The following is a 21,037-nucleotide window of genomic DNA, read 5'->3' on the forward strand; positions in this document are numbered from 1 at the left end:
CAGATGGCGCGGATCCTGCTCGTAAGGTGAATGATTCGGGTCTGCGGCGTTTCCGCGCGGCTGCGCGCGGACGGCGGGGGTGCGCGGACAGCGGGGGTGCGCGGCGGGGGCGCCGGGGAGGGGGGATCAGTGCTGGGGCAGGAACGCCCGGAGAGCTACCGGGACTTCACCGTCCGCCTGATGTTCGATCCCGACGGGGCGAGCCGGCCGGATATCGTCGCGTACGCGGTGGAGGAGGACGTCCGCGCGAGCGGGGGCCGGCGCCTCCCTGCCACGGCCTCGTTCGGCGCCGGACTCCGGGGCAATCCGCAAGAACCCGCCTCGCTGATCCCCAGCAAGCTGGGGAGACTGCTGCTCCCGGGCGAGGTGGGCAGGCGCTTCGGATCCGTGCACAGCGCCGAGGTGAGCGCGGGACGGGGCGTGCGGCTGCGGATCGAGACGGACGACCCGCGGCTGTCGGCCGTCCCGTGGGAGTTGGCGGGCGTTCCCCTGTCGGAGGAAGCGGCCTCCGAGCGCAGGGAGTTCCTGGTGCGGCGTCCGGGTCTCTCGGTGGTGCGCCACCACCCGGCCGACGGCGCCGCCGTGCCCTGGGCCGCGCGCACCGCGGACGCCGACGGCACGGTGGTGGTGTGCACCGCCCTGGGGCTCTCCGACCCCGGGGGCGACTTCGGCATCGGCGCGGCGGGCCCGTTGTTCAGCGAGAGGGAGACGATCACCGCAGCGCTGGAGTGGGGCTCCTTCGCCCGTCACGAGCTGCCGGACTCACCGTCGTCGACCCAGTTCCGCCGGCATCTCGACACCACGGCCTACGGGTTCTACTTCGGCGGTCACGGATTCCCCGAGGGAATCCTGCTCGCCGGGGAGGGGCCGCGGGGCGCCGCCCGGCCCGAGCTGCTGCCCGCCGCCGAACTCGCCGGGCTGCTGCGTCGGGCGGGGGTGGCGGTGGTGCTGCTCGCCGGGTGCAGCACCTCGGGGCCGGCTGGCGCCGACGGACCCGAGGGCCCGGCCGGGTCCGGCGGGGACAGTTGGAGCGGGCTGGCGGAGACCCTGGTCCGCTCCGGCGTTCCGTGCGTCATCGGCATGCGCGGCATCATCCGCCACCACGAGGCGATGACCCTGGCCGAGGGCTTCTTCAAGGGCCTGGCGGAGCACCGGTCGGTCGAGAACGCCCTGGCCGTCGCCAGGGAGTCCATGACCGGGGGGTGGTGGCTGCCCGTCCTGCACACCTCCGAGCGCGCCGCCGGCCTACGGCTGTCGCCCCGGGCCGAGCCGCAGGACCCGCGGGGACTCAGCGCCTACCCGGTCCCGGCCCCGCTGCCGAGGACCGGCCGGGGGGCGCCGCTCCCGCAGGACGGCGGGCCGGTGCGGCTCGACGTCCTGTGGGGCCTGGACCGCGGGCCGTTCCGGGGGGTGCTGGCCGATCTGGATCCGGCGGCCAATCCGGCGAGCGAACTGGGGGCGGTCGAGAACGGACCGCTGCGCGACCTGACCTGGGACCCGTCCAGCGAGCCCGTCGAACTGCCGCCTAGGCGCCAGTGGTTCAGCATCGCCGGAGACTCACGGCGGATTCCGGGCTCGGTGGCCGAGATACGGCGGCTGGCGCGTCCCCCGGTCCGCTGGGACAGCCATCTGGCGGCGGAGCCGACCGGCTCCGCCATGGGGTTCGTCCTGCGGTTCCCGGTGGAACCGGGGGGAGAGGTGGTCCAGCGGGCGGCGGAACTGGCCGCGGCCGTCCACGCGCGGCTGCCGGGCGCGGCCCTCCTCGTCCATCTCACCGGGGACGACCCGGCCCCGCTGCTCGACGCCACCCGGGAGGCGGGACGGCGGCTGCCGCCGCGGGGCGGGGACGACTCGGGATTCTCCGCGCTGGTGGCGACCCGGGTGCTGCCGGGCCCGCGGCCAGAGCCGGCGCCCGAGGCTCCCGAGGCGTCCGGGCCGTCCGCCGCGTTCAGCCGGGCGCTGGCCGCCGCCGAGGACCGACCGGATCCCCGGGACGAGCGCGCGGAGCGGCGGGAGCGCGAACTGCGCAAGCTCTACGACGAGATCGTCCGCCATGACCTCCCGATGGCGCGGGAGGCGGTCTTCCTCTTCCACTACGCGCGCGACGCCGACAGCGAGGACCCCCTGCCGCTGTACGCCTTGTTCGCCCGGGAACGCGACGAGCCGATGCGCGCGGCCTCGCTGGCCGCCGCCGCGACCCGGGAGGAGCACCTGGACCACTGGCTGGCGGCCGCGGAGGAAGCCGGACGTCCCGTCTCGCCGTCCGCGCTGCCGCCCGCGCTCTTTCCGCGCCGGGTGCTCGACACCCTGGTCCTCGGCCTGCTCCGGCGCGGGCCCTCGGCCCCCCGGGACCCCAAGGCGGCGCTGCCGCCGGCCGGCCTGTGGGACGGGCTGGTCTCACCCGAACTGCGCGCGGTTCTCATGTACTTGCGGTCCGATGCGGTGCCGCTGTGCGCTGCGGACCCGGTGGCTCGGGACGCTGCCGACCGCGCGTACCTGCTCTCGGTCCGCAGCCCGTGCGAGGCGGCGACCGCGCTGCGGGCAGGCGTCGGGGACCGGCTGACGGCGAGCGACCTGGTCGCGGGCGGCGACGGCCGGCTGAGCATGGCCTTCTGGGCGGCCCTGGCCTCCCGGCCGCTCAGGGCCGACGCGGTGAGGCTGCTGTCCGGCCGGCCCGAGGCGCAGCGCCGGGTCGTCGGATTCACCCGGGAACACGCCGAACGGGACGCCCAGCAAGCCGAATGGGCCGCCATCAGAAAGGGGTTGTTCCTGCCGGACGGCATGTCCGGCTGACGCCCGCGTCACCACGCGGCGCACCCGCCCGCCTCCGCCGCCACTCACCTCCGATTCCTCCCGGCTCCGCCGCTCCTCGCCTCCGATTCCACCGGCCTCCGATTCCACTCGCCTCCGCCTTCACTCGCCTCCGCCTTCACTCGGCTCCGCACCACCCGGCCCCGCCGGCCGCGTCACCGCTCACGCTCGAAGCGCTCAGGAGACTCCCATGCTCAGTGACTGGTACTTCTGCACCTGCCTCCAGTTGACGATCCGGCAGACCGCCGACTACCTGGACATCATGGAGATCCTGCGCTCTCCGGACAGCGACTCCATGCAGTACGCGGCGGCCCTGGAACAGCTCACGCTGTGCGAGCCCTCGCTGCGGCTGCGGGCGCTCGACGCCGTCCTGGCCGCCGGTGCGCGCGGCGCCTTCGACGCGACGGCCCTGAGCGCGGCGACCGAGCTGTGCGAGGAACTCGCCCGCTGGGCCGCACCCGACGACGACGCGCTGCGCACCCAGATCGCCGACCTGCTGGCCGACGCGCTGCGCGGCCCCGGTCCGGGATTCGCCACCCGGCTCGGCCGGCTGCTGGAGCAGGGCAGCCCCCACCACGGATCGAGCGAGGGCCTCCCCAGGACCACGAGCAGTCGACTGACGCCCTATCAGGATCTCGCCGACTTCGTGCCGGACACGGTGGCGCTCACCCTCCTCAAACGGCTGGCCGAGGCGGACCAGGACGCCGCGGCCCCGTTCTGTCTGCCGGGCGAGTGGCCGGCGGTGGTGTCACGGGCGCTGGGACACGGGTCGGGGCGGCTCGCCCTGCTGCTGGCCGCCGCCGCGGTGCTGCGGGCGGCCCCCGGCGCGGACGACGAGCAGATCGTGTGCGACTCGCTCATCGGGGCGAGCCGGGGCGCCGCGGACCTCGAACCGGATCTGCTGACAGCCGCCGCCTACGGCCGGTTCGCGCCCCGGACGGACGACGACCCGGGATTCGCCGCCCGGATCGAGGAGGAGATCGCCACCGGGATCGGGCACCGCTCCCTGTTCGGCGGCTTCCGCGAGTCGCCGGCCAGGGAGGTCGTCCGGGCCCGGCTGGGCAGTGGGCAGCACACGCCGGACCGGATCGTCCGCACCTCGCTGTGGCAGCTCGTGCTCTGGGAGTTGTTCGCCGTCCACCGGCCCGCCTCGTGTCTGGAGGTGGCCGGACGCTGGTGGGGGCCGCCGGCCGACCAGCCGGGCAGTGTGGCGGTGCTGGAGTCGCCGGAGCCGACGGAGTCGGAACGGAGCAGGATCACGGAGTGGCTGGCCTGCTGCGCGAACACGCCGACCGGGTCGGCTGGTTCCGGACGGAGGCAGTCCGCCGCGCTCGCCCTGACCCACCAGGGCGATCCCACGGGCATGCCCCCGCACGCGGTGTGCTCGCCGTGGCTGCGCCGGAAGGACGACCGCTTCGCCGTGGGCGCGGTCGAGCCGAAACGCCGCAAGGCGGTCGCCCAGTACCCGGCGGCGGAGGGCATAGGCCTGCTCCGGATCGCGGCCCTGTCCACCACGGCGGTACGGGTCCTGCGGCACGGCACGACGGGACCCGGGCCCACGACGGCCGCCGCGGCGGCCGGAGTGAGCCCGGGAGGGGCGACGGCGGAGGAAGCGGGCCCGAGAGGGGTGACGGCGGCCGGAGTGGGCCCGGGAGGGGCGACGGCGGACGGCGCGGGCCCGGGAGGGGTGACGGCGGACGGCGCGGGCTCGGCACGGGCGACGACGGACGAAGCGGGCCCGGGACGGGCGACCGCGGACGGAGCGGGCCCGGCAACGGCGACAGCGGACGGAGCGGGCCCGGCACGGGCGACGGCGGACGGCGCTGATCCGGCGCCGACAGGGTCGCCCGGCCCTGCCGCCGCAGGCGAAGCGGGCGCCGACAGCACCGCGGAGGAGCAGCCGGCGTCGCCCCACGCCCCCGCCGGGAGCCCCGCCGCCGGAGCGCTCCCCGGCCTGCCGACCGACGCCGCGGTCGCGTTCCTCTTCCACGTCCAGGACGTCTTCAGCGACACGGGCTGCCGGTTCTTCCTCAACGACCTGCGCCGCATCGCGCGCCCGGCGCTCCCGGTGCCGTCGTCGCTGGCGGCACTGGTGTGGCATGCGCACCGCACCGTGCAGAGGGCCGGCAAAGGCATGTACGCGGGGCTCCCGGCGGGGACGTTCGCCGATTTCCTGCTCGACGGTCCCGGTGACGTCGGCGAGGACGCGCCCGGCCACGCGGCACGGGGCAGGCAGTGGGAGCTGCTCTTCCGGCGGCCCGCGCTCAACGGGGCCCGGCTGTGGATCGAGGAGTCGGCCTCCGGGGTCCGGCGCCCGGGAAGCAGCCGTCGGACCGGGGGCGGATGGTTCGACCCCGGCACCGAACACGCCCGCCGGGTGCTCGCCACGGCGGCGGAGCGGCTGCCGGCCGTCGACCTGCGGCCGATGTCCACCGCGAAGCCCGACCCCTCCGGACGTTCGGCGCTCCCCTTCGCGCAGTTGCTGCGGCGCGACCACCCGGGCGTCCAGGTGCGGGTGGACTTCGACTGGATGGCCGACCTGGACGCCGTACGGGCGCAGTACGAGGCGGACAAGGCACGGGCGAAGTCCCAGGGGCGCGAGGCGTTTCCACCGTTGAGCTGGAGGCGGCTGCTGGCCGCACCGCCGTACGAGGCGGCGGACTGGTGGCGCAATGAGGAGGCCGTCGACGACCTGGTGGGCGAGGGGCCGCACGCGATGGCGATGGAGACCCTGCGGCTCACCGCCCTGCTCAGGGCCACCGACCCGCGCGGCCCCGGCGACCAGCCCGCATGGGTGGAGAGCTGGTTCGCCCGGATGGCCCAGATCAACGCCCCCGACGAATGGGCCAGGCACATCCGCGGGGCGGCCGTCGACCTCTTCGCCCTGCCCGACCGGGGGCCCGCCGCGCAGGAGCGGATGCGGCAGATCCTGGAGCGGGTGACCGACAACGTCATCGCGTTCAGCGCCGGCGCGCCCCGCTACTACCAGCGGCTCTTCGACGCGATGCGCCCGCCCGCCGACGGCGCCGGCTCGCAGGCCGCGCTCCCTCCGGCGCAGTTGAACCGGCTCCGGGTGCGCGCCCTGGACACCGTACGGCGCAAGCGGTGGCACGATCCGCGCGGCCACATGCCGGTGAGCGGCCCCTGGGAACTGCTGGACCGGCGGCTGGCCGACGCGGAGATCGACACGGAGGTACGCAACTTCGTCGCCGTCACCGCGCGGACCGACCTCGGCTGGGACCCCGGGGACACCCTCGGCGGGGTCTTCGTGCAGAGCTGGCTGCGGCACGGCCTCAGCCCGGCGGGCCGCCGGATCGAGCTGAACGCGGGCGAGCGCCGCGCCTCCCGGGCGGGCGAGCCCGACCCGCGGACCGTGGTCGCCCAGGGGATGCGCCACGCTTCCGGGGACGAACAGGTGGACCTCGGCGGCTACCTGGTCGCCACCCGTGACGACCAGGCCCGGATCACCGACCTCACCGCGCTGCCGCCCCGGGCGCGGGAGCAGCAGCTCGCCAGGTGGCGGCAGAGCAGCGTGCCGCACAGCGTCTACGGCACCGTGTGCGCGGTGGAGCCGACCGGCGGCTGGATGAACTGGGGCGCCGGGCAGCCGCTGCGGGTGCACGGCGGCGGCAAGGCGCTGCGCCTGGGCGAGCCCTGTGTGGTGCGGGTGTGCTGGCGCGGTCCCGACCGGGGCTGGGAGCAGGAGCGAGGGGACGAGGCCCACGGCGCGGGCCGCCCGGCGCCGGTGGCCGATGAGCTGCGCACGGCCCACGTCCGCTGGGCCGACGGCGAACTCCGGGTGAAGGTGGACGGCGTCCCGGGGGAGGGGCCGAAGGCCGGGCACAGCCTGTCGTCCCGCTGGGAGCCGGACCTGTCCCGGACCGTCGCCCCCGGCGACCGGCCGCGGACCGCCGCGGCGGTCGCGACCCTGGCCCGCTGGGACGCCGACCTCGGACTGTGGGCGCCGGCCGACAGGACCCTGACCGAGCTGATCGCCGACGACCTGCCCTGGGGCGGTCCGGAGCATGCTCCCAGGGCCGCGGTGCTGGTCTACGTCGGTCCGGGCGAGCCGAGCCGGCCCGAGGAGAACGGGGCGTGGCGGTTCTCCACCGGCGCCGGGCGCTCGTACCTGCTGTGGCCGTCCGACTGGGAGGCCGACGGCGAGAGGCTGGCCGAGCTGCTGACCGAGCCCGGCCTGCTGGTGTACGCGGGGCTGGTCGAGGGCGCCGAGCCCCGGCTGACCGTGCTGCCCGACCCCCCGTCCGGCACGGAGGGGCCCTGGCCGGGTCTGCGCCGCGGCGCCGGCCACGACACCCGCAACACGGACTGGCTGAACCTGTTCGCCGACGCGGAGGAGCATCACTGGACGGCGGTGCAGCGCCGCGGGGCGTGGCATGTGGACGTCGGCGTCGCCAAGCGGTTCCCGTTCAACGCGGGCTTCGAACGGTGGCTGCCGGTGGACGCCGCCGGACTGGAGGCGATGAGCGGCGGCAGGCGGGGGTTCCGGCCGGACCAGTGGGACGAGGAGGGGGCCAGGAGCTGCCGGGTGACCGGGGAGGCGCTGCGAGCGCAGCCGCTGCCGAACGCCAGGGTGGCGTCGGCCGAGCGGTTCGCGCAGTTCTGGGACGTCGGACGGGGCCGGCGGTTCCCCGTGAAGCACATCAGGAGCGCCAGGCAGCTACGGGGCAGCATCGTCGAGGCCGTGGTGGAGGACGACTTCACCGTGCTGGTGGAGCGCGACGCCCTGCTCTTCGACCAGGCGCCCCGGTCCGGCGGTCTCCAGGTGGAGATCAGCCGGGTGCACGAGCCCAGGCGCAACCGGCAGCCCGCCGAACTCCGGCCGACCGACGAGGAGATGGCGGGCGTCCTGCGCTGGTCCCAGCCGTTGCCGGAGGTGCTGCAGGGCCTGGTGGTGGCCGTGTACCGCGGCGGCGACCACAAGGTCACCGGCTGCGGGGTGTGGCTGCGCATCGACGGCGCCGTGCGCGCCTGCGACCTGCCGGTGGGTTTCTTCCCTAACCCGCACCGCAAGACCGGCGAGACGTTCACCGCGCGCCGTGCCGACGGCGGATGGGAGTTCGTGCCGCGCCGGCTGTACGCGGCGCCGTTGTACGAGCGGACCACCATGACGGAACGCCCCTCCGCCCCCTGGCAGCACCTCGGCCGGCTGCTGGCGCCCGGGGCCGGGCAGCCCGCGCAGGTCTACGGCCGCGAGGACGAGGCGCGGATCGCGGTCAGCCACGCGACGCCCGGCGAGCGTCGCCCCGCCGGTGTGCTGACCAAGCGGCTGGACGACGTGCGCGAGCGCACCGAACGGCAGTTGGTGCGGGTGATCGCCAGTTTCGGCGGCGCCGAGCTGGTGGGCGCCGTCCCCGTCGAGACGGCCGACCAGGGGCTGGTCGACGGCGTCGGGTTCGCCGTCGAACGGCGGACGGGCGGCCTCGTCCAGCTCCGTCGCCGGTTCTCGGTGCGGGCGGGCGCCAGAGCCACCGCGCGGGAGGTCGAGCGGCGGGCCAGGTCCCGGGAGCAGACCTGGCGTCAGCTCCTCGCGGCCGGTGAGTCACCGCTGGAGACGGGAGAGCTGGGAGACTTCAGGTCCGGGCGGCCGAGGCAGTTCCTGGTGGCGGGCAGCAGGCTGCCGCTCCTGCCCGGCGACGAGCCGTTCGTGGCGGGGAACCCGTATCCGAAGACCGGGGTGCGCGCCGTCGTGGTGGAGGCCGACGCGCGGCTGTACGCGTCGACCCGGTCGGCGCCGCCGGTGCCGGTGGAAGCGCTGGCGGAGGCGGTGGCACAGCTCACCCCGGGAGAGACGGCGTCCCGCCGCCGGCTGAACCCCCCGCTGTACTACGTGGGACTGGAGGAGGCCGACGGCGAGGAGGTACGGCGCTTCGAATGGGGGCACGGCAACACCGTGCTCCTGGGGCAGGACGAGTTGACCCTGTCCGGCGGCCCGTGCGGGCCGGAGAACGGCTTCCCGCTCTTCCACGGCGACCGGCTGGTGCGCGCCGACTTCGTCGCCGACGCGTCGAGCGGCAGACTGCGCGTGAACTTCCTGCCCGACGACGTGGAGATCCGCACCGGGACCCTGGCGTACCGAGAAGCCGGGAAGCACATCCTGCACGAGGTCACCATCCGCCCCGACGCGGCGAACGGCCGGGTGGCGATCAGCCATGTGCGGCTGCGCGGGGACGGCGCGTCCCTCGACGCCCACCAGTCCCTCTCCCGGCCCATCGCCGCCCGACTGCACCCGGACAGCGTGACCGTCGTCCTGCGCCATCTCGCCGACCGGCGGATCCTCGCCGAGGAGCTGCGGATCCTGGCTCGTCTGGACACGGACCAGTACCGCGAGAGCCGGGGCAGGCTCCGGGTGTTCCGCTACGTCGTGCCGCAGTTCATCGGCGCCCACGACTCCGGGGTGGCGGCGGGCGAGCATCTGTTCATGGTCGCGGGGGACATCACCAGGACCGACGACGAGAACGAGACGCTGCTGGAGTTCCGGCTGCCGGACTCCGTGCTCCAGCCCGAGGACGTGCCGCCTCTGGTGGTGCGGGTGTCACGGGACAGGTTCTCGGTCCGCAAGTACCTGCTCGCCCAGCTCTTCGACGAGGGCGCCGACGGCCGGCCCGGCGACCGGGTCGGCCGCCTCCGCGGAAACGTGATGCTGGTCAAAGTGGACCAGGAGAAGAAGACGGGCCGTTGGGTGGCGGACCTCACCGATCCTCCCGTCCGGGACCACCGGACCCTGGTCAGCGCGGTCAGCCACGCGGGCGGACGGGTGTTCGCCGTGCTCGCCGGTCAGGACGGTCGCCGCGTGGAGATCATGCCGGGCGTGGTCTTCGACCTGCCGCCGTACGCCGACCGGACCGTCGCCCGGAGGGCCGGCAGGGGCACGCTGGTGCGGCTGTCCCTGGACGCCGGGAACGACCGGCTGCGACTCGACCTGGTGCAGCGCCCTGACGACACCTACCTTGCGGGTCTTCCCGGCGGCCGCCCGGCGCTGCTGCTGCCCAAGTCCCCGCTGCTGAAGCAGAACAGCTCGCGCAGCCCGCAGGACCCGGGGATGTTCACCGTGGCGGGGCTGCCGGCGCTGTCGGTCGGCGCCGAGGAGCGGTACGGCCGCCCGCTGCTCAACGCCCCGCATCCACGGCTCGCGGTGGTGCGCGGCCGGGGCAGGGACGCCAAGGCCGGACCGCCCGCCGCCGGGGACGGGATCCGGGCGGCCCGGGTCCGCACCCGGGACGCGGAGCCGCTGGCCCGGCCGGTGGCCGCGGTCGGCGGCCCCCCGGCCGAGCCCGAATTCCCGCTGCCCTGGGCTCGGTTGAGCTTCGCGGACGGCTCCGTGGCCGAGATCCGCGGTCGCTGCGCGTCCGTCTGGGGCTACCACGACCGGCGGACCGGACATCCGGTCCGCCACGGCCGCCCCCGGGAGTACCCGATCACCGGCCGCACCCTGGCCAACGAGCCGGTCTTCTTCGACGAAGACGGCACGGGCGCCTGGACCCTGCGCTACCGCCCCGAGCACATCGCCGCCTTCGGCGGTCCGGTGACCGCGCTCACCGAGCGGCCTCGCCCGGCGGGGTCCGCCGGGTCGGCCTGGTACACAGTGGCCGGCCCCGCCGTCGCCTCCCCGGGCGCCGCCCCGCACGGGCTCTGGCTCGAGCTGAGTCCGGGCCGCGTGGTCGAGATGAGCGGCAGGATCGTGGTGGGCCCCTCCGGGATCGCGCTGGACGACCTGGACTGGAGCCGCTTCGGACCCGGGGACCTGGTCCGTCTGGAGATCCTCCAGCGAGAGCTGACCGAGCCGCGCCGGCTGCGGCTCCTCCAATGGCGTCCCGGGCCCCGGGCCGCCTGGTCCGCCAACGGCGCCGACCGCGTCTGGCTCCCGGCCCGGCCCGCCGGCGCGGACGACGAGGCCGGGGTGCGGCTCGGCGACGGCGCCTTCGCGCTGACGTACCCGCTGGCCGGTTTCCGCGAGTCGTACGGCGCGGAGCAGGCGTACCGTCCCGGGGCCGCCGCCCTGCTGGAGCCGACCAACCGGCTCCGCCCGGCGTCCGGGCCCGACGCCCCCGCGCCCGAGCCGGGGGACGTCGCCCTGCTCGGGATCGGCCAGGAGGACCGGCCTGCGCTGCTCGGGCTGCCCGGCCGTTCCGTCGAGCTGACGCCCGACCCCGCCGGGTGGCCCGGCGGCCAGTGGCTGCGGCGGCTCCTGGCGGCCGACGGCGCGGGAACGCTGCGGGCGCTGGGCGGAGCGCTGCCGGTGACCGTCGAGGGGATCGAGGACGCGACCGTCACAGTCTCCCGGCGGCGGCAGCCGGGCGGAGGAATGGGCCGTCGCGGACTGCTGCTCTGCTCCGTGCTGGCCGGTACGGGGAACGCGCTGGTGCTGCGCGACGGCGGCGCGCTGCACTCGCTGCCGGTCCGCCGGGTGGTGTCGGGGCTGCCGGAGGAGTGGGCCGAGGAGGCGGGCCGGTTCCTGGCCGACGGAGGGCATATGGTCTGGTGCTGGCTGTCGGCGCCTGCGCCCGGCGGGGACCCCGCCGGGCGGTCCCCGCGAGGGCGCGACTCCCGGCCCGCCGCCGGCCGGCCGGCGGCCGCCGCGCAGGTCGCCACCCGGCTGCCGCTCGCCTCGCCGTATCCGTACGAGGACGAGCTGGACGCGGTGCCCGTCGGCGTCCTGGGGCCGGCCGAGGCGCCCGCGGGGCTGCTGCTGCGCGCGGAGCACGACCAGGGCTGGCTCTGGATGCCCGCGCGGGAGGCGTCGTGGCTGAGCCGCCCGACGGCGCGGGAACTGCGGGAAGGACTCGTCGCTCCGCGGCGGGCGGTGCGGGTGCGGCGGATGCACGACGGCTCGGTGTCGGTCGTCCAGGTCCGCGAGACGCTGCGGACCCGGCAGGAGTTCCGCCTGGGGAAGCAGTTGCGGGTGGAACCCCTGATGCCGCAGAGCGCCGCGGGCGCCGGGACCGCGGAGGAGGCTCGACTCCAGCAGATGACGGCCCGGCTGATGCCTTCCGGGGTGCTGCTCCGGCTACAGGCCCTGCCCTCCGACCCGCAGCCGGCCGAGTCGCTGGTGACGGAGGTGGCGGCGCTGGGCGCCGCCGAGGCGCCGGCGGCCGTGCAGGTGGTCGTCCACGGCCGCCGCAAGCGCCTGCTCGACCTGCCCGCCCGGATCACGACCGGCGCCGCGGCCGGCGCCGCGGAGCGGCACGCCCAGATCCGCGACACGTACCTGAAGAGGCTGGAGGGCGGCACGGCCGGCGGCGGCGTGGGCCAGGCCGTCTACCTGCTGCTCGGCGACGACTGCGACAGTCAGGCCGATGCCCTGCACAAGTGGCTCCGCGCCCACGGCGAAGCGGCGTTCCATCTGGGCGGCCACCACGAGGCGGAGCTGACGGAGCTGGTCGCGGCCGCGGTGGTCATGGAGTCCGTCGGCCGCACCGACCCGCTCTACGCCCGGGGGGCCGTCCTGCTGGCCCACCAGACCGGACTGCGCGCGATCCGTTCGCTGCATGTGGAGCCGTTGGCACGGGCCTGGGTCGCGGGGGGACCGGCCGAGCCGCGGCCGTCCGACAGCCGCCTGCGCGCGCTGCGCCTTCCCCCGGAGATGGACGACATCGAGCTGCGCGCGGCGCGCGCCTACGGGAACGGGATCCTCGGGCAGATCGGCGACGTCGGACACGACCATCCGTCCGCGCCCGTGGCACGGGCCGTGCTCGCCTCCATCGGCGAGCTGCCGCCCGGCGAGGACCTGGCCGCGGGCGCCGACGTGCTCTCGTCCCTCGCGGCGCTCGGCCGCGCCCTCCATCCGCCGGTCGGCGAGAGCGTCGCGCAGGACGCGCTGACCGAGGCGCAGCGCGACCTGCTCTTCCAGTGCCTGCGCCATGCGCTGGAGGTCCCCCTCCCGCTCCTGCCGGCGGCGCGCCGCATCGACCGCGGCCCGCGGACGCTCGCCGAGCAGGTGCTCGCGGCAGCCGCCGAGCCGGACGGAGGCGAACGAATGTAGGCCGCTCGTCCGCCGACGGAAGCGCTCGGCCGCCGGTGACCGCGTGCCTGAGTCGGCGCCGTCCGCCGACTCCCCTGCTCAGCACTTCGAGGTGATCGTGCCGGCATGCGGCCGCCTCCGCGGTGACCTGAGCCCTGCTTCCCGCCGGGGCGTCCGCGCCGCGCGTCCCGCCTCCGACGCGGCGGCCGAGGCACGTCCTGGCTGTGAGGGGGTAGAAGGGCCCGCGATGGTGGGAGGCTGATGTGGTGGCGCGTGATCTGATCGGGTTGGCCGAGGTACTGGCGGCGGCGGAGACCGCCGCGCCGGTGGAGTCCCTCGACGTCGTGGCGCGCAGCCTGCGCGACCGGTTCGGTGCGCACTACGTGTCGTTCCTGTTCGTCGACGTCGTGGGCCGGCGCTTGCTGCGGGTGAGCGACACGGCGGAGTTCGTGCAGGAGGACCGCGCCGAGCGCGTCCCCCTGGTCGGCAGCAGCGTCTACGACAAGGTGCTGCGCACCCAGGAGCTGGTGGAGGCGTCGGAGGGGGAGCAGGGGGTGCGGGTGCTGGCCCCGGTCAGCCATCGCGGTGACTCCATCGGCGTACTGGAGCTGTTCCTCACCGAGGTCACCGAGGACGCGCTGGACGAGATCGGGCAGGCCGCGCACGCGTTGGCGTACATCATCGTCACGGACCGCCGTTTCACCGACCTGTACCACTGGGGCAACCGCACCACCGCCGTCAGCCTGGCCGCGGAGATCCAGCGCCAGCTCCTGCCGTCGGCCTCCTCCTGCGAAGCCCCCTCGTTCGCCCTCGCCAGCGCGCTGATTCCGGCTTCCGACATCGCCGGCGACACCTACGACTACAGCCTCGACGACGACACCCTGCACCTCTCGATCACCGATGCCATGGGCCACGATGTCGACGCCTCGCTCATCGCCACCCTCGCGGTCAACGCTTCCCGGGGCGCCCGCCGCGCCGGAGCTGACCTCGCCGAACAGGCCCGCCAGGTCCATCACGCCATCCTCGACCACGGGCGACGGACCTTCGTCACCGGCCAACTGCTGCGCATCGCCCTGGACGGGACCGGCGCCCAACTCGTCAACGCCGGCCACCCCTGGCCGCTGAGGCTGCGCGACGGCGAGGTCAGCGAGGTGCGCCTGGCGGTGAACGTGCCGTTCGGAGTCCCCTCATCGAGCCCCTACCTGGTGCAGGACATCGACCTGCGCCCCGGAGACCGTCTCGTGCTCTACACCGACGGCGTGCAGGAACGGGAAGCGGCCACGGTCGATCTGCCGAGCCTGATCCTCGCCACCGCCGCCGAACACCCGCGCGAGGTCGTGGGCACCCTGGTCGCCACGGTCGCCGACGCCTATGACGGCCGGCCGCCGAAGGACGACGCCACCGTCATGTGCCTGGACTGGCGCGGCCCCGTCACCGAAGGCCGCAGGGCGAGCACCTGAGCGCCCGCGGGACGAACGCACTCCGAGCGGACGCACACGACTCGCCGTCGCCTCCCCTCTCCCGGCCGATCACCCAAGGCGCTTGCTCCCCCGCCCCGTGCACCGTCAGGAACTGGGCTCAGACCGCCGAAAACCCACACGCCCAGCTCGCCGACCCAACCCCTCACTCGCCGACGGGGCGCTCCGTCACGCACGCCGTGACGGGCGCAGCCCGACTCATTGCATAAAACTGCGACGATACGTATAGTCATGCCATCGACGAGGAGGGCTCATGGCTGTACGTGTGGCGGTCGCCGGCGCGAGTGGGTACGCGGGCGGCGAGGTGCTGCGGCTGCTGCTCGGGCACCCCGAGGCCGAGATCGGCGCGCTGACCGGCGACTCCAGCGCCGGGCAGCGCCTGGGCGCGCTCCAGCCGCACCTGGCGCCGCTGGCCGACCGGGTGCTCGCCGAGACCGGCGCGCACACGCTCGCCGGGCACGACGTCGTCTTCCTCGCCCTGCCGCACGGCCAGTCCGCGGCCGTCGCCGAGCAGCTCGGCCCCGACGTCCTGGTCGTCGACATGGGCGCCGACTTCCGGCTGCGGAACCCGGCGGACTGGGAGCGCTTCTACAGCTCCCCGCACGCCGGGACCTGGCCCTACGGGCTTCCCGAACTTCCGGGCGCCCGCGCCGCGCTGGAGGGGTCCAAGCGCATCGCGGTGCCCGGCTGCTACCCGACCGCCGCCTCCCTCGCCCTGGTCCCGGCCTACGCCGCCGGGCTCGTCGAGCACGAGGCCGTGATCGTCGCCGCCTCCGGCAGCTCCGGCGCGGGCAAGTCGCCCAGGCCCCACCTGCTCGGGGCCGAGGTCATGGGCTCCATGTCCCCCTACGGCGTCGGCGGCGTGCACCGGCACACCCCCGAGATGACGCAGAACCTCACCGCGGCGGCCGGCGAGCCGGTCACCGTCTCCTTCACCCCGACCCTCGCCCCGATGCCCCGCGGCATCCTCGCCACGTGCAGCGCCAAGGCCCGCCACGGCGTCACCGCCGAGACCGTGCGCGCCGCGTACGAGAAGGCGTACGCCGACGAGCCCTTCGTCCGCCTGCTGCCCGAGGGCCAGTGGCCCGCCACCGCCTCGGTGCACGGCTCCAACGCCGTCCACATCCAGGTGGCCCTCGACGAGAGCGCACACCGCGTCATCGCGATCAGCGCCCTGGACAACCTGACCAAGGGCACCGCAGGCGGCGCCGTGCAGAGCATGAACATCGCCCTCGGGCTCGACGAGAGCACCGGACTTTCCACGATCGGAGTCGCACCGTGAGCGTCACGGCAGCCAAGGGATTCCAGGCCGCGGGGATCGCCGCCGGGATCAAGGACAACGGCGCCCCGGACCTGGCCCTCGTGGTCAACACCGGGCCCCGCCGCGCCGCCGCGGGAGTCTTCACCGCCAACCGCGTCAAGGCCGCCCCTGTGCTCTGGTCGGAGCAGGCGGTCCGCAGCGGCCAGGTGTCCGCCGTCGTCCTCAACTCGGGCGGCGCCAACGCCTGCACGGGCCCCCAGGGCTTCCAGGACACGCACGCCACCGCCGAGAAGACCGCCGAGGCGCTCGGCCGCGGCGCCGTCGAGGTCGCCGTCTGCTCCACCGGCCTGATCGGCGTCCCGCTCCCCATGGACAAGCTGCTGCCGGGCGTGGAGACGGCCGCCGCCCAGCTCTCCGAGCACGGCGGCGAGAAGGCCGCCATCGCCATCAAGACCACCGACACCGTCCACAAGACCGCCGTCGTCACCCGGGACGGCTGGACCGTCGGCGGCATGGCCAAGGGCGCCGGCATGCTCGCCCCGGGCCTGGCCACCATGCTCGTCGTCCTCACCACCGACGCCGACCTCGACGGCGACGCCCTGGACCTGGCCCTGCGCGCCGCCGCTCGGGTCACCTTCGACCGCCTCGACTCCGACGGCTGCATGTCCACCAACGACACCGTCCTGCTGCTCGCCTCCGGGGCCGCCGGGATCGCCCCGGACCACGGTGACTTCGCCGAGGCCGTACGGGCCGTCTGCGACGACCTCGGCCAGCAGCTCATCCGCGACGCCGAGGGCGCCACCAAGGACATCAAGGTCGAGGTGATCAACGCCGCGACCGAGGACGACGCCGTGGAGGTGGGCCGCGCCGTCGCCCGCAGCAACCTCCTCAAGTGCGCCGTGCACGGCGAGGACCCCAACTGGGGCCGCGTGCTGTCCGCGATCGGCACCACCTCCGCCGCCTTCGAGCCCGACCAGCTCAACGTCGCCGTCAACGGCGTCTGGGTGTGCAAGAACGGCGGCGTCGGCGAGGACCGCGACCTGGTCGACATGCGCTACCGCGAGGTGCACATCGTCGCCGACCTCGCGGCCGGGTCCCAGACCGCGACCGTCTGGACCAACGACCTCACCGCGGACTACGTCCACGAGAACAGCGCGTACTCCTCATGAGCGGCACACGCAGGCACACCGCCCTGCCCAAGGCCCAGACCCTCGTCGAGGCGCTGCCCTGGCTCACCCGGCACCACGGCAAGACCGTCGTCATCAAGTTCGGCGGCAACGCCATGGTCGACGAGGAGCTGAAGGCCGCCTTCGCCCAGGACGTCGTCTTCCTGCGGCACGCCGGGCTCAAGCCCGTCGTGGTGCACGGCGGCGGCCCCCAGATCAGCGCCGCCCTCGACCGGCACGGCATCGTCAGCGAGTTCAGGGCGGGGCTGAGGGTCACCACCGAGGACGCCATGGACGTCGTGCGCATGGTGCTGGCCGGGCAGGTGCAGCGCGAGCTGGTCGGCCTGCTCAACCGGCACGGCCCGCTCGCGGTCGGCCTGACCGGCGAGGACGCGCACACCATCACCGCCGTCAAGCACACCCCCGAGATCGACGGGACGCCGGTCGACCTCGGGCGGGTCGGCCAGATCACCGCCCTGGACACCGGCGCCATCGAGGCGCTGCTCGCCGACGGCCGCATCCCGGTCGTCTCCTCGATCGCCCGCTCCGAGGACGACGGACATGTCTACAACGTCAATGCTGATACGGCGGCTGCGGCACTCGCTGCTGCGCTGGGCGCCGAGACCCTCATGGTCCTCACGGACGTCGAGGGCCTCTACGAGGACTGGCCGCGCTCCGAGGAGGTGATCAGCCGGCTCACCGCGACCCAGCTCGAAAAACTGCTGCCGGAGCTGTCCTCCGGCATGGCGCCGAAGATGCAGGGCTGCCTGCACGCCGTCCGCAACGGCGTCCGCACGGCCCGCGTGATCGACGGCCGGGTGCAGCACTCGATCCTGCTGGAGATCTTCACCGACGAGGGCATCGGCACCATGGTCGTGCCCGACAGCGCAGAGGGGGCGTCGTCATGACGGGCAACCAGGAGCTGACCGCGCGCTGGCAGGGCGCGCTCATGAACAACTACGGCACCCCGCGGCTGCCCCTGGTGCGCGGCGAGGGCGCCCGGCTGTGGGACGCCGACGGCAAGGAGTACCTGGACTTCGTCGGCGGCATCGCGGTCAACGCGCTCGGCCACGCCCACCCCGCCGTGGTCGAGGCCGTCAGCCGGCAGATCGCCTCCCTCGGGCACGTCTCCAACCTGTTCGTGGCCGAGCCGCCCGTCGCTCTCGCCGAACGGCTGCTCCAGCTCTTCGGCCGCAACGGCAGGGTCTTCTTCTGCAACTCCGGGGCCGAGGCCAACGAGGGCGCCGTCAAGATCGGCCGGCTGACCGGCCGCCGGCACATGGTCGCCGCCCAGGGCGGCTTCCACGGCCGCACCATGGGCGCCCTCGCGCTCACCGGCCAGCCCGGCAAGCAGGCGCCGTTCCTGCCGCTGCCCGGCGACGTCACCCACGTGCCCTACGGCGACGCCCAGGCGCTGGCCGCCGCCGTCACCGAGGAGACGGCCCTCGTCGTCATCGAGCCGATCCAGGGCGAGAACGGCGTCGTGCCGCCCCCGCCCGGCTATCTGAAGGCGGCTCGGGCGATCACGGCGGCCACCGGCGCGCTGCTCGTGCTCGACGAGGTGCAGACCGGCGTCGGGCGGACCGGGCACTGGTTCGCCTACCAGGCGCACGAGGGCGTCCTCCCGGACGTGGTCACGCTGGCCAAGGGGCTCGGCGGCGGGCTGCCGCTGGGCGCCGTCGTCGCCTTCGGCCGCGCCGCCGACCTGTTCCAGCCGGGCCAGCACGGCACGACCTTCGGCGGCAACCCGGTGGCCTGCGCCGCCGGACTCGCCGTGCTCGACGCCATCGCCGGCGAGGGGCTGCTGGAGAACGTCAAGCGGCAGGGCGAGCGGCTGCGCGAGGGCGTGGAGTCCGCGGGCCACCCGCTGGTCGACCACGTGCGGGGCGCCGGCCTGCTCCTGGGTATCGTGCTCACCGGACCGCACGCGCCACATGTGCAGCAGGCGGCCCAGGAGGCCGGGTTCCTGGTGAACGCGCCCGCCCCCGACGTCGTACGGCTGATGCCCCCGCTGAACCTCGGCGACGACGCGGTGGACGCGTTCCTCGGGGCGCTGCCCGGCATCCTTGCCGGGGCTGCCGGGGCTGCCGGGGCTGCCGGGGCTGCCGGGGCTGCCGGGGCTGCTGGGGCCGCCGGGGCTGCTGGGGCCGCCGGGGCTGCTGGGGCTGCTGGGGTCGCCGGGGCTGACGAAGCCAAGGGGGCCGAAGGGGCCGAGCGGGCCGAGGGGGTCGGATGATCCGGAGAATGGGACGAGGATGAGCCAGGCACAGGATCACCAGGACGCCGCCGCCGACGCCGGGGCGGGCGGGGCCGCCGTGCCGCAGACCCGCACCGCGCGCCACCGCCGGATCGTGGACATCCTCAACCGCCAGCCGGTGCGCTCGCAGAGCCAGTTGGCCAAGCTCCTCGCCGACGACGGGCTGAGCGTCACCCAGGCGACGCTCTCCCGGGACCTGGACGAGCTGAACGCGGTGAAGATCCGCGACACCGAAGGCGACCTCATCTACGCGGTGCCCAGCGAGGGCGGCTTCCGCACCCCGCGCGCGCCGCTGGGGGAGTCGGCGAAGGAGGAGCGGATGCGGCGGCTCTCCCAGGAGCTGCTGATCTCCGCGGAGGTCTCTGCCAACCTCGTGGTGCTGCGCACGCCGCCGGGGGCGGCGCAGTTCCTGGCGTCCGCGATCGACCAGGCCGAGCTGCACGACATCCTCGGCACCATCGCGGGCGACGACACGCTGCTGCTGATCAGCCGGGACCCGAACGGCGGCCAGGCCTTGGCCGACCACCTGCTGCGACTGGCCCAGAACGGACACTGAACGCGCCCCGGGGCCCCGGGGCGGGTCGCGCCGGCAGGGCCCGCGCGGGCGGGTCAGCCGAGCCGGGCGGGTACGTCAGCCAAGCTGGGCAGCGGCATCACCCGAGCCGCGCGTGTCAGCCGAGCCCGGCGGACGGGTCACCCGACCGGGAAGGCGTGTCAGCCGACCCGGGCGGGCGGCTCCCCGAGCCGCGCAGGCGGGTAAGCCGAACCGCACGGCTCACCCGGCCGCGCAGCCGGGTAAGCCGAGCCGCACAGCTCACCCGAGCCGGGCGGCGAGACCGTCTGTGCAGTGCACCTCGCCGTCCGCGGTGATCAGCAGGGCCTCCGCCCCGGGGAGTGCCTGGAGCCAGCGCAGGGCGTCCCGCGCCCCCCGGGCGAACGCGGCCGTCGCCCAGCAGTCGGCCCAGGTCAGCCGGGGCGCGATCACGGTCGCCGACACCAGGTCGGTCAGCGCGGGACGGCCGGTGTGCGGGTCGTGGATGTGGGCGCCGCGCTCGGCCGTGCCGGAGGTGGCCACGGCCAGCTCCCCGACGCCGGCCGCGGACACCACCGCCGCCAGCGCGCCCGGACGCAGCGGATCGGACACCCCGATCCGCCAGGGCCGGTCCGCCTCGGGCGAACCCAGCAACTGCACGTCCCCGCCGCCGTTCACGCTTACCCCGCTCGCTCCGGCCGCCGCGATCCGCCGGGCCGCGCGTTCGGCCGCCCAGCCCTTGACGATCCCGGTCGGATCCAGCGGGCCCCGGTGCCGCATGCCGAACCAGCCCCCGCTGACCCGCTCCGCCACGGTGCCCAGCCGCAGCACCTCGGCGACCTCCGGATCGCAGTCCTCCACGGTCAGCTCGCCGCGGGCCAGCCGGGAGATCTGGCTGTCGTCGCGGTAGGTGCTGAACACCTCGTCGACCCGGTGCAGTCCGGCGGCCGCCTCGCGCAGCGCGGCCCCGACCGCCTCCGGGTCCCCGCCGCGGACGTCGAAGGAGAAGACCGTCCCCATGACCTCCTCCACGTGACGCACCGCGGCGGGAGCACGCGGCGGCGCCGCCTCAGCCACGGACCCGGTCCAGCGCCGACTGAAGCGACCGCTGGTAGCCGCCGCTGGTGTACGTCGCCCCGGACACCGCGTCGATGTCCGCGCTCTGCGCGGCGACCGCCTCCCGGTTCAGCCGGGGCACGGCCATGGCGGTCTTCTGGTCGCTGAGGCCGCCCTTGGGCGCCTGGACCGCCTCGGACCGGACGATCTTCCCGTCGCTCACCGTCAGCCGGACCTGCACGATGCCGTACTGGGTCTGCGCCGCGTCGCCGGTCACGGTCCGCGCGCCGGTGCGCTGCGCGCCGCTGCCGCCCTGCGGCGACTCGTTGGCCGCCGCGGTCCGCTGCGGCGCCGGACCGGCCGCCGCGTCGGAGGCCGGCCCGGACGCCGGTTTCAGCGACAGCAGCAGCACGATCCCGGACACGGTGGCGGCGCCCGCGAGCACCGCGCGGCGCAGGGGGTGGCTCTTCCTCATGGCTGTGCAGCTCCTGACGTAC

At 75.2% G+C, this 21,037-nt stretch carries 9 protein-coding genes and 1 pseudogene; 8 read left to right on the top strand and 2 right to left on the bottom strand.

Features of this window, described 5'->3' with window-relative positions:
• Nucleotides 1–129 precede the first annotated feature (129 nt).
• From ABZ861_RS08680 to ABZ861_RS08715, 8 genes are all read left to right on the top strand, one after another.
• Nucleotides 130–2,793 (top strand): CHAT domain-containing protein, encoded by a 2,664-nt coding sequence (locus tag ABZ861_RS08680; RefSeq protein WP_361625894.1) that lies wholly within the window; start codon nt 130–132, stop codon nt 2,791–2,793.
• Between the two features lie 208 nt (nt 2,794–3,001).
• On the top strand, nt 3,002–12,811 hold the full coding sequence (locus tag ABZ861_RS08685; RefSeq protein ID WP_361625897.1) for a hypothetical protein: 9,810 nt from the start codon (nt 3,002–3,004) through the stop codon (nt 12,809–12,811).
• A gap of 245 nt (nt 12,812–13,056) precedes the next feature.
• Nucleotides 13,057–14,250: a PP2C family protein-serine/threonine phosphatase gene (locus ABZ861_RS08690; RefSeq protein ID WP_361625900.1), complete on the top strand. Its 1,194-nt coding sequence runs from the start codon at nt 13,057–13,059 to the stop codon at nt 14,248–14,250.
• A gap of 271 nt (nt 14,251–14,521) precedes the next feature.
• Nucleotides 14,522–15,550 carry an N-acetyl-gamma-glutamyl-phosphate reductase gene (gene argC, locus ABZ861_RS08695; protein ID WP_361625903.1) on the top strand — a complete coding sequence of 343 codons (1,029 nt, stop codon included), beginning with the start codon at nt 14,522–14,524 and terminating at the stop codon, nt 15,548–15,550.
• Entirely contained in the window at nt 15,547–16,698 is a 1,152-nt protein-coding gene (argJ, locus tag ABZ861_RS08700; protein ID WP_361625906.1) for a bifunctional glutamate N-acetyltransferase/amino-acid acetyltransferase ArgJ, read from the top strand. The genes argC and argJ overlap by 4 nt, the downstream gene beginning before the upstream one ends.
• Nucleotides 16,695–17,603, top strand: coding sequence for an acetylglutamate kinase (gene argB / locus ABZ861_RS08705; RefSeq protein ID WP_361625909.1), 909 nt, complete (start codon nt 16,695–16,697; stop codon nt 17,601–17,603). Before argJ ends, argB begins: the two co-directional genes overlap by 4 nt.
• Nucleotides 17,600–18,931 carry an acetylornithine transaminase gene (locus ABZ861_RS08710; RefSeq protein WP_361625912.1) on the top strand — a complete coding sequence of 444 codons (1,332 nt, stop codon included), beginning with the start codon at nt 17,600–17,602 and terminating at the stop codon, nt 18,929–18,931. The genes argB and ABZ861_RS08710 overlap by 4 nt, the downstream gene beginning before the upstream one ends.
• A gap of 19 nt (nt 18,932–18,950) precedes the next feature.
• Nucleotides 18,951–19,508: an arginine repressor gene (locus tag ABZ861_RS08715; RefSeq protein WP_361625915.1), complete on the top strand. Its 558-nt coding sequence runs from the start codon at nt 18,951–18,953 to the stop codon at nt 19,506–19,508.
• A 258-nt stretch (nt 19,509–19,766) separates the two neighbouring features.
• Here the strand turns inward: ABZ861_RS08715 and ABZ861_RS08720 are convergent, their stop codons facing one another.
• Together ABZ861_RS08720 and ABZ861_RS08725 are read right to left on the bottom strand one after the other, a co-directional pair.
• Nucleotides 19,767–20,504, bottom strand: a complete 738-nt coding sequence (locus ABZ861_RS08720; protein ID WP_361625918.1) for an FAD:protein FMN transferase — start codon at nt 20,502–20,504, stop codon at nt 19,767–19,769.
• Between the two features lie 55 nt (nt 20,505–20,559).
• Nucleotides 20,560–21,015 (bottom strand): annotated as a pseudogene (locus ABZ861_RS08725) (FMN-binding protein); the annotation flags it as partial.
• Nucleotides 21,016–21,037 lie beyond the last annotated feature (22 nt).

The organism is Streptomyces sp. NPDC046985 (assembly GCF_040644415.1).
GTDB lineage: Bacteria > Actinomycetota > Actinomycetes > Streptomycetales > Streptomycetaceae > Streptomyces.

Excerpts from the sequence above, each read along its gene's own strand:
- ABZ861_RS08685 (WP_361625897.1), top strand. The coding sequence starts at position 3,002 with ATGCTCAGTGACTGGTACTTCTGCACCTGCCTCCAGTTGACGATCCGG.
- argC (WP_361625903.1), top strand. The coding sequence starts at position 14,522 with ATGGCTGTACGTGTGGCGGTCGCCGGCGCGAGTGGGTACGCGGGCGGC.
- argB (WP_361625909.1), top strand. The coding sequence starts at position 16,695 with ATGAGCGGCACACGCAGGCACACCGCCCTGCCCAAGGCCCAGACCCTC.
- ABZ861_RS08710 (WP_361625912.1), top strand. The coding sequence starts at position 17,600 with ATGACGGGCAACCAGGAGCTGACCGCGCGCTGGCAGGGCGCGCTCATG.
- ABZ861_RS08715 (WP_361625915.1), top strand. The coding sequence starts at position 18,951 with ATGAGCCAGGCACAGGATCACCAGGACGCCGCCGCCGACGCCGGGGCG.
- ABZ861_RS08720 (WP_361625918.1), bottom strand. The coding sequence starts at position 20,504 with ATGGGGACGGTCTTCTCCTTCGACGTCCGCGGCGGGGACCCGGAGGCG.